The organism is Trueperaceae bacterium (assembly GCA_019454765.1).
Classification (GTDB): Bacteria; Deinococcota; Deinococci; order Deinococcales; family Trueperaceae; genus JAAYYF01.
On sequence record JACFNR010000004.1, the window covers coordinates 1 to 8,591 of the forward strand.

8 protein-coding genes are annotated in these 8,591 nt (G+C 69.7%); 4 read left to right on the forward strand and 4 right to left on the reverse strand.

The features are described from left to right. Positions 1-17: 17 nt before the first annotated feature. The 4 genes from H3C53_02155 to H3C53_02170 all read right to left on the reverse strand — a co-directional run bounded on the left by H3C53_02155 (position 18) and on the right by H3C53_02170 (position 4,163). Positions 18-824 (reverse strand): fumarylacetoacetate hydrolase family protein, encoded by an 807-nt coding sequence (locus tag H3C53_02155; GenBank protein ID MBW7915479.1) that lies wholly within the window; start codon positions 822-824, stop codon positions 18-20. A gap of 54 nt (positions 825-878) precedes the next feature. Beyond that, the gene (gene dgoD / locus H3C53_02160) at positions 879-2,057 is read right to left on the reverse strand and encodes a galactonate dehydratase (GenBank protein MBW7915480.1); all 1,179 of its coding nucleotides are present in this window, start codon (positions 2,055-2,057) and stop codon (positions 879-881) included. Then, a complete protein-coding gene (locus H3C53_02165; protein ID MBW7915481.1) occupies positions 2,054-3,373 on the reverse strand; it encodes an aspartate aminotransferase family protein in 1,320 nt (439 codons plus the stop codon). Before H3C53_02165 ends, dgoD begins: the two co-directional genes overlap by 4 nt. A 103-nt stretch (positions 3,374-3,476) precedes the next feature. After that, positions 3,477-4,163 carry a GntR family transcriptional regulator gene (locus tag H3C53_02170; GenBank protein MBW7915482.1) on the reverse strand — a complete coding sequence of 229 codons (687 nt, stop codon included), beginning with the start codon at positions 4,161-4,163 and terminating at the stop codon, positions 3,477-3,479. A gap of 252 nt (positions 4,164-4,415) precedes the next feature. On the opposite strand from H3C53_02170, the gene H3C53_02175 reads away from it, so the two are divergent. The 4 genes from H3C53_02175 to H3C53_02190 form a co-directional block, all read left to right on the forward strand. Further along, a complete protein-coding gene (locus H3C53_02175; GenBank protein MBW7915483.1) occupies positions 4,416-6,041 on the forward strand; it encodes a hypothetical protein in 1,626 nt (541 codons plus the stop codon). Positions 6,042-6,121: 80 nt separating this feature from the next. After that, entirely contained in the window at positions 6,122-7,042 is a 921-nt protein-coding gene (locus H3C53_02180) for an ABC transporter permease (GenBank protein MBW7915484.1), read from the forward strand. Then, on the forward strand, positions 7,042-7,908 hold the full coding sequence (locus H3C53_02185) for an ABC transporter permease (GenBank protein MBW7915485.1): 867 nt from the start codon (positions 7,042-7,044) through the stop codon (positions 7,906-7,908). The genes H3C53_02180 and H3C53_02185 overlap by 1 nt, the downstream gene beginning before the upstream one ends. After that, positions 7,905-8,591 (forward strand): MBL fold metallo-hydrolase (locus H3C53_02190; protein MBW7915486.1); only part of this gene is annotated, 687 nt, incomplete at its 3' end. The genes H3C53_02185 and H3C53_02190, both read left to right, overlap by 4 nt.

The window sequence follows — 8,591 nt, forward strand, 5'->3', positions numbered from 1 at the left end:
CCGCGCTCACGCCCGCGTTAGCCCCCCTCCTGCTCCACCCTGTTCGTCAACTCCCCGATCCCGTCGATGGCCACGGTGACAACGTCGCCGGCCACGAGCCAGCGCCTGGGCGTGCGCCCCATGCCCACGCCGTGGGGCGTGCCGGTGAGGATCACGGTGCCGGGGAGCAGCGTGGTGCCGGCGCTGAGGAAGGCGATGAGGTCGGGGACGTCGAAGATCATGTCGTCGGCCCGCCAGTCCTGCAGCACCTCGCCGTTGATGGTGGTCTTGAGCTTGAGGGTGCTCGGGTCGGGGATCTCGTCGGCGGTCACGAGCTCCGGCCCCAGCGGGCAGAACGTGTCGAACGACTTGCCGTAGCACCACTGGCCGCCGCCCTTGGCGATCTGCCAGTCGCGGGCGCTCACGTCGTTGGCGACCGTGTAGCCGAACACGCAAGCCAGGGCGTCCTCGCGCTTCACGTCCTTGCACGCGCGGCCGATGACCACGGCGAGCTCGACCTCGTAGTCGACCTCCTGGCAGGACCTTCCCTTGGGGAGGAGGATGGCGTCGTCCGGGCCGACCACGCTGTTCACGCCCTTGTGGAACAGGACGGGGTAGGTGGGGATGGCCATGCCAGACTCGTCAGCGTGACGGCGGTAGTTGAGGCCGATGCCCAGGACGTCGGTCGGCGCCACCGGGGCGAGGCGCTTCTGAACCCGCACGGGCTCGTCGGTGACGCGGTAGCCGCCGTAGAGGTCGCCCTCTATCCTCACGGCCTCGCCCCCTGGCCTCAGGGCGGCCTGGACGACCTCGCCCCCTTCCGTCACAGCCCGGATGATCCGCATCTCTTCTCCTTCCGCGGCGGGTGGGCCGCTTGCCCCGCGCTGGCGGGGCGGGTCTCACCAGTCGCCGACGCTGCCGTCCGCGTAGAACGAACGCTGCAGCACTTCCTGCTCGAACGGGTGCTTGGCGATCTCCCGCTCGTTCAACTCGATGCCCAACCCCGGCCTCGTGTTGGGACGCACGATGCGGCCCGCGCGCTCGGTCACGAACCCCTCGCTCACCACGTCCTGGCGCCACGGCACGTCCTCGTGCACCGTCTCGCATATCACGTAGCTTGGCTGTGAGAAGCCGAACTCTAGCGACGCCGCGGTGCTGACGGGGCCCTGGGGGTTGTGGGGGGCGAGGGCGATCCGGTGCGCCTCGGCGAGCGCGGCGATGCGGCGCGCCTCGCTGAAACCGCCGCAGTGGGTGATGTCTAGCTGCGCCACGTCGCAGCCCTGAACCGCGAACAGGTCGCGGAAGGCGGCGAGGTGGGTGAGGCGCTCGCCGGTGGCGACGGGGGTGGTGAGGGCGGCGCGGATGTCGGCCAGGCCCTGCAGCGCCTCTGGCCAGCACGGCTCCTCGAAGAAGTAGAGGCCGTACGGCTCGAGCGCCTGCCCGAACCGCATGCCCATGGTCGGCGAGGGGCGGGCGTGGCAGTCGACCATGATGTCGATGTCGTCGCCCACGGCCTCGCGCATGGCGGCCACGTTCGCCTCGGCGTAACGGATGGGCTTGAGCCCCTCGAGCGGCATGGTCTCCGGCACCGCCATCGACTTGAAGGCGGTGAATCCCGCCTCCACGGCCTGCCTGGCGAGGTCGCCGAAGCGCTCCGCGTCGTCGCGGCGCGTCTCGTAGAAGTCCTCCATCTTCCCGCCGCCCAGGTGGGAGTAGGTGCGGACGTAGTCGCGCACCGGGCCGCCCCAGAGCTGGGAGCACGGCACGCCGGCGATCTTGCCGGCGATGTCCCACAGCGCTATGTCGATGCCGGCGATGGCGGTGGAGCGCACGATGCCGTTCCCGTGCCAGAAGTGCTGGCGGTACATCATCTGCCACAGGTGCTCGATGCGGCGCGGGTCCTCGCCGATGAGGAGCTGGGAGAGGTCCTCGACGGCGCCGACCACGGAGCGGGTGTGCCACTCGAGGGTGGCCTCGCCCCAGCCGAAGAGCCCGTCCTGATCGGTGATGACCTTCACGAAGACCCAGTTGCGCATGCGCGCGTTGCAGACGAGGGTCTCGATGGCCGTTATCTTCACGCGAGCCCCCGGACGACGCGCTCGGTTATCTCGAGCGTCTCGTCGATGTCGGCCTCGGTGTGGGCGAACGAGATGCTCCCCTGCTTGGTGGGGGTCGGGAAGTGGAACACGCCCTCCTCGATGAGGCGGTCGCGGTACTTCTTGTCGCGCGCCATGTCGTGGTGGAGGGCGATGTCGAGCCAGTCGCGCGGTGCGTGGTCCATGAAGTAGACGGCGAAGGCGGAGCGCTGGCGCACGATCGTGACGGGGTAGCCGCGACCGGCGAAGACGCGCTCGAGCCCCGCCTCCATGCGGGCACCCATGCGGTCGGTGTGGCCGTAGATCTCGTCGCCACGCTCGCGGAGCTTGCGGAGGGTGGCGATGGCGGCGGCCACGGGGACGGGGTGACCGTTGTAGGTGCCGGCGATGAGGACGCGCTTCTTGGGGTCGGGGTGCGCGGCGAGGCCCATGATCTCGCGCTTGCCGCCCACCACACCGAGGGGGTAGCCGTTGGCCACGGCCTTGCCGAAGGTGGAGAGGTCGGGCCGCACGCCGCAGAGGCTCTGGTAGCCGCCGAGGGCGTGGCGGAAGCCCGTCTTGACCTCGTCGAAGACGAGGACGGTGCCGTGCCGGTCGCACAGGGCGCGGAGCCCTTCCAGGTAGCCGGGCTCCGGCTTCACGATGCCGATGTTCTGGAGGATGGGCTCGAGGATCAGGACCGCGATGTCCTCGCTCTCGAGCACGGCCCTCGCGGCGGCCAGGTCGTTGAACTGGACGACGAACGTGTTCGCGCCCACGCTGCGGGGGATGCCGGTGCTCAGGGGGTGCAGGTCGAGACCGCGCCCGTCGGCGCGCGCCTTCTGCGCCTCGGCCGGGTCCATCAGGTTGAAGGCGACGTCGTCCTCCCAGCCGTTGTAGCCGCCCTGCACGAGGAGCACCCCGTCGCGGCCCGTGTGGGCGCGCGCCAGGCGGATGGCGTAGCTCGTGGCCTCGGAGCCGGTGTTGGTGACCTGCACCTGGTCGAGCGTGGGCACGCTCTCCACTATCAGCTCGGCGAGTACGCCCTCGGCCCGCGTGGTGCCGGCGCCGAAGAGGGAGGCGCCGCTGCGGATGACGTCGATCACGGCGCCGTCCACGTCCGGGTCGCCGTGGCCGAGGAAGTACGGGGCGAACGCGGCGTGGTAGTCGATGTAGCGCTTGCCGTCGGCGTCCCAGATGTGGGCACCCTTGCCGCGTTCGAAGACCTTGATGGGGTCCACCTTGCGGTTGAACGAGAAGAGGCCGCCGGGGATGTAGCGGAGGTTCCGCTCCCAGACGGCCCGGGTGGTGGCCGACATCGCTCCTGTTGTGGCTGGCTGGCTCATCTTCTCCTCCGCTGTTGTAGAGGGGGACCGCGGCTGGTGCCGTGGGCTTCGGTGGGTCGTGCCGGGCTGGGTGGTCTCAGACGAGCTGCGCGTGACGCGCGGCGGCGAGTCCCCTCCTCGTGTCGTCCACGTGCAGCCTCTTCGCGGTGCCGATCTTGTGGGCGCGGGCCGCCAGCTCGAGGACGAGCGGGTCGGTGCCGGGCGAGCGGAGCATCTCCATGATCTGGCGGTGCTCGTCGAGCGAGCCCTGCGCCCGGTCGGGCATGAGGAAGAACGCGGCGGCGCTGAGGTACGAGTCGAGCTGCCCCCACAGGGAGCGGATGCCGGTGACGAGCGGTTCGTTGTCGCAGACGGCGTAGATGGCGAAGTGGAAGGCGCGGTTGCCCTCGCTGAACGCCTCCCAGTCCTCGCGCTCCATGGCGGCGCGCATCGCCCCGTCGTGCCGCCCGAGCTCGTCCATCACCTCGTCGGCGCGGGGGAGCGCCAGCCGGGTGGCGTAGCCTTCTAGCACGGCGAGGGCCTCGAGCGTCTTCTCGACCTTCTCACCGGTGATGAGGGAGACGACGGCGCCGATGTGGGGGGTGAGGGTGACTAGGCCCTCGGACTCCAGGCGGAGGAGGGCCTCGCGCACCGGGATGGCGCTGGTGCCGATCTCCTGCGCGAGGCGGGAGACGACGATGCGTTGCCCCGGCAGGAGCTCGCCCGCGGCGATGCGCTCCTTGATAGCGTCGAAAGCGTAATCCTGCTTGGTCTTCGCCTTCATCCGGTTGGGCCTCCCCGTCGACTACTTGCATGCTAGTCTATAATCAATTATATAGGAAGACGTCGATAACCCAACGGAATCGGCGTCGGCCGGCGAGGTCGACGCGACTCCCGGAAGTGAGGTCGCTCGGATCGTGGAAGGCAAGGCAACCACATCACGCCGGCCTGGTGGAGCAGGAGAACACCTAGGCAAGTCGCCCGGATGGCGGTCAGCGCGCCCGGGCTCGAGGTCGACCCGAGGAGGTAGCGGAACATGCTGACGGTAACTAACTCGTCACCCAAGAGCGTCCACGCGCGCGCCACGCGCAGGTGGACGGCGGCGGCCATGTTGCTGGCGGCCGTGCTGTTCGGCGCGCTGGCGTTCGCGCAACCGAGCGCCAACAGGCTCGTCTTCGCCAGCAACCTCGAGCCGGGCAGCATCGACCCCTCGCTCATGAGCGGCCAGGTCAACGAGGCCGAGGTCATCGCGCAGATCTACGAGACCCTCGTCTACCTCTCCGCGGACCACGAGTTCGTGCCGGGTCTGGCCACGAGCTGGAGCGCGAGCGACGACGCCACGACCTGGACGTTCACGATCCGTCAGGGCGTCAAGTTCCATAACGGCGACCCCCTCACGGCCCAGAACGTGGCGGACCAGTTCACCTTCGCTCAGGACGCGCCCGACCTCGTCGGCGGTACCTGGGGCCGTCTCGTCGACGTGGTCAAGAGCGTGGCCGTGAACGGGAACGACGTCGTGGTCACCCTCAACACCCCGCGGCCTGACTTCCTCGTCGAGCTCGCCGGACCCTCCTTCTCCATCTCCAACATCGCCTACGTCAAAGCGGTCGGGCGCGAGGCGGGTTACCAGCCCGTCGGCACCGGGCCGTTCGTCTTCAAGGAGTGGGTGAACGGCAGCCACATCACCCTCGTCAGGAACCCCGACTGGACCTGGGGCTCCTCGCTCATCTCCGACGGCGGCCCCGCCAAGCTGGACGAAGTCGTGTTCCGCTTCATCCCCGAGGCGCAGACGCGCCTCGCGACCCTCGAGTCGGGCGAGACGCAGTTCGTCGACCTCGTGCCGTTCGGCGACATCGTGCGCCTCCGCGACTCCGACGCGTTCGCGGTGACCGGCTTCCAGCTCCCCGGCATGCCGCAGATGAACTACCTCAACACGTCCATCGCCCCCACCAACGAGCTGGCGGTGCGGCAGGCCATCAACTACGCCGTCGACAAGCAGGCCATCGTCGACACCGTCTACTTCGGCATGACCGAGCCGGCCTACGGTCCGCTCTCCAACGTCTTCCCCGAGTACGACCCGTCGCTCGAGAGCATGTACCCGTTCGACCCCGAGAAGGCCGAGCAGCTCCTCACCGACGCCGGCTGGGTCGACGCGAACGGCGACGGCGTGCGCGAGAAGGACGGCAAGCCGCTCCAGGTCGTGCTCGTCGAGAACAAGGGCTGGAACGACTGGGTCTACCTCATGCAGGCGTACCTGCAGGACGTGGGCTTCGACGCCAGCGTCCTCACCACGCAGGGCCCCTCCAACACGGCGGCCATCGCCTCCGGTGAGTACGCCGTGCCCGCCATGGGCGACGTCTTCGCCACGGCCTCGCTCATGACCAAGGATTGGAACAGGGCCGGCTACGGGACCTTCCCGAGCAGCCACTTCTGGGAGGGCCCCGAGCTCGACGACATGCTCTACGCCGCCGAGGTCGAGACGAACCCCGAGGAGCGCATCGCCAAGTACCGCGAGATCCAGCAGTTCATCATGAAGGAGGCGCTGATGGTGCCGATCTTCGAGCTGTACTTCTACGCGGCTCACGACAAGGCGCTCGTCGACTTCGTGGTCGACGGCACCGGCTACTACAAGTACTTCGGCAAGGCGCGCTACGCGAACTGACGCCTGAGCGGCGCGCGACGGGGGAGCCGGCCATCCGGCTCCCCCGCGCCGTCGCCTAGGACTACCCAGAGACGAGGCCGATGTTCGGATTCCTGGCGAGGCGGATCATCTGGACGGTACCCGTGCTGCTGGGTATCTGCGTCGTCGTGTTCCTCGTCGTCGCGCTCATCCCGGGCGACGCCGTGGGCGCCATGATGGCCCAGGTGAAGCTGCCTCCCGAGCAGATGGCCGTGCTCAGGCGCCAGCTGGGCCTCGATCAGTCGATCCCGGTGAGGCTGTGGCATTACCTCACCGACCTGGCCCGCCTCGACCTGGGGCGGTCGTTCTTCGGCTACCACCCCGTCGGCAAGCTCATCAAGGACAACTTCCCCGCCACCTTGCAGCTCACGGTGGCGGCCATGTTCGTGGCCACCCTCATCGGGCTGCCGTTCGGCATCCTCGCGGCCGTCAAGCACAACACGGCCTACGACCTGGGCGGCATGACCATCGCGCTGCTGGGGATCAGCGTCCCGGGCTTCTGGCTCGGGCTCATGATGATCCAGCTCTTCTCCGTGCAGCTCGGTTGGCTCCCCATCACGGGGCGGGGCGGGCTGTTGCCCCTGATCATGCCGGCGGTCGCCCTGGGCGTCGCCGAGTCGGCCGTCCTCGCGCGGCTCACGCGCGCCAGCCTCCTCGAGGTCATGCGCGAGGACTACGTGCGCACGGCCCGCGCGAAGGGGCTCGCGCCACGCAAGGTCATCTTCCGCCACGCCCTGCGCGGCGCCCTCATCCCCGTGTTGACCATGTTCGGCATGCAGTTCGGCACGCTCATCGGGGGCGCCGTGATCATCGAGAACGTCTTCGCCCGCCAGGGCCTCGGCACGCTCGTGACCAACGCCGTCATCAACCGCGACGCGCCCGTGGTGCAGGGCGTCGTCCTCGTGGCGGCCACCATGTACGTGCTGGTCAACCTGATCGTCGACGCGCTCTACGCCTTCATAGACCCGAGGATCCGCTACTGATGCCAGGCACCACCGCCCGGAAGTCGCGCACGCCGCTCGCCGAGACGTTCAGGCGGCTGCGGCGCACGCCGAGCTTCGTGGCCGGCGCCACCCTTATGACCGTGCTGGTGGCACTCGTGCTGCTGGCGCCGGTGCTCACCAAGTACAACCCCGTCAAGGTGAGCCCGCGCGACAGGCTCCAACCGCCCAGCGCCGAGCACGTCTTCGGCACGGACCAGTACGGCCGCGACGTACTCGCCCGGGTGCTCCACGGCGGCGGCCTCTCGCTGCCCATGGGCGTGATCCCCGTGGCGCTGTCCGCCATCGCGGGCACGCTGCTCGGGCTACTCGCGGGCTACTCGCGCGGCTGGCTCGACGTCTTCATCATGCGGATCGTCGACGTCTGGGTGGCCTTCCCCGCCATCCTCCTGGCCATGGCCGTGGTGACCATCCTCGGCACCGGCCTGACAAACATCATGATCGCCCTCGGCATCGCCTGGGTGCCCTATTACGCCCGCATGGTGCGCGGCTCCGTCCTGGAGGCGCGCGAACGCGTCTACGTCGACGCCACGCGGGCCCTCGGCAGCAGGTCCCGCCGCATCGTCCTGCGCCATATCTTGCCCAACATCCTCACGCCGGTCATGGTCATGTCGTCCATGGGGGTGGCCAACGCCATCCTCGCCGGCGCGGCCCTCAACTTCCTGGGGCTGGGCGCTCAGGCGCCCGCGCCCGAGTGGGGCGCCATCTTGGCCGACGGACGGCAGTTCATCCGGCAGGCGTGGTGGCTCGGGGTCTTCCCCGGGACCGCCATCGCCCTGACCGTGCTGGCCGCCAACCTCCTTGGCGACGGGCTGCGCGACGCCCTCGACCCCAAGCTGAAGGTATGAACCTCACCACCGTGGTCCCCGGCGTTCATCGCCTCGACACGACCGTGACGGGCACGCGCATGCCGCTGGCCCTCTACCTCCTGGACGGTGGCTCGGGCGGCTGGCTCCTCACGGACACGGGCTGCCGCGGACAGGTCTCGTCGCTCGTGCTCCCGGCCCTCGCCGAACTGGCCCCCGCCGCCCGCGTGGGCACCGGCGTCATCTGCCACGCGCACGCCGACCACTTCGGCGGGAACGCCGAGCTCCTCGCCGCCAACCCCGGCTGCCGCCTCCTCGCGCACGAGGCCGACGCCGCCTGGGCCCGCGACCCGGACTGGCACATCGCCGACGCCTACGGGGCGTTGGCGCCCGACTTCGTCACCTCCGAGGCGGACCGAGCCTGGCTCAGGGGCCTACTCGGACCCCCCACGCCCGTCGGGGCGGTGCGCGACGGCGACGTCGTCGCCGTCGGCTCGCGCCGGCTCGAGGTCGTCCACCTGCCGGGCCACTCGCCCGGGCACATCGGGCTCTGGGACGAGGGCGAGGGCCTGCTGCTCGCCTCAGACGCCGTCCTCGGCGACGGCCAGTACGCCGGCGGGGAGCTGGCGGGCGTCCCCTCGTACCTAGACGTCGGCTGGTACCTCGGCAGCATCGAGCGGATCCGCCGGCTGGCGCCGCGCGTTCTCGCGACGGCGCACTTCCCC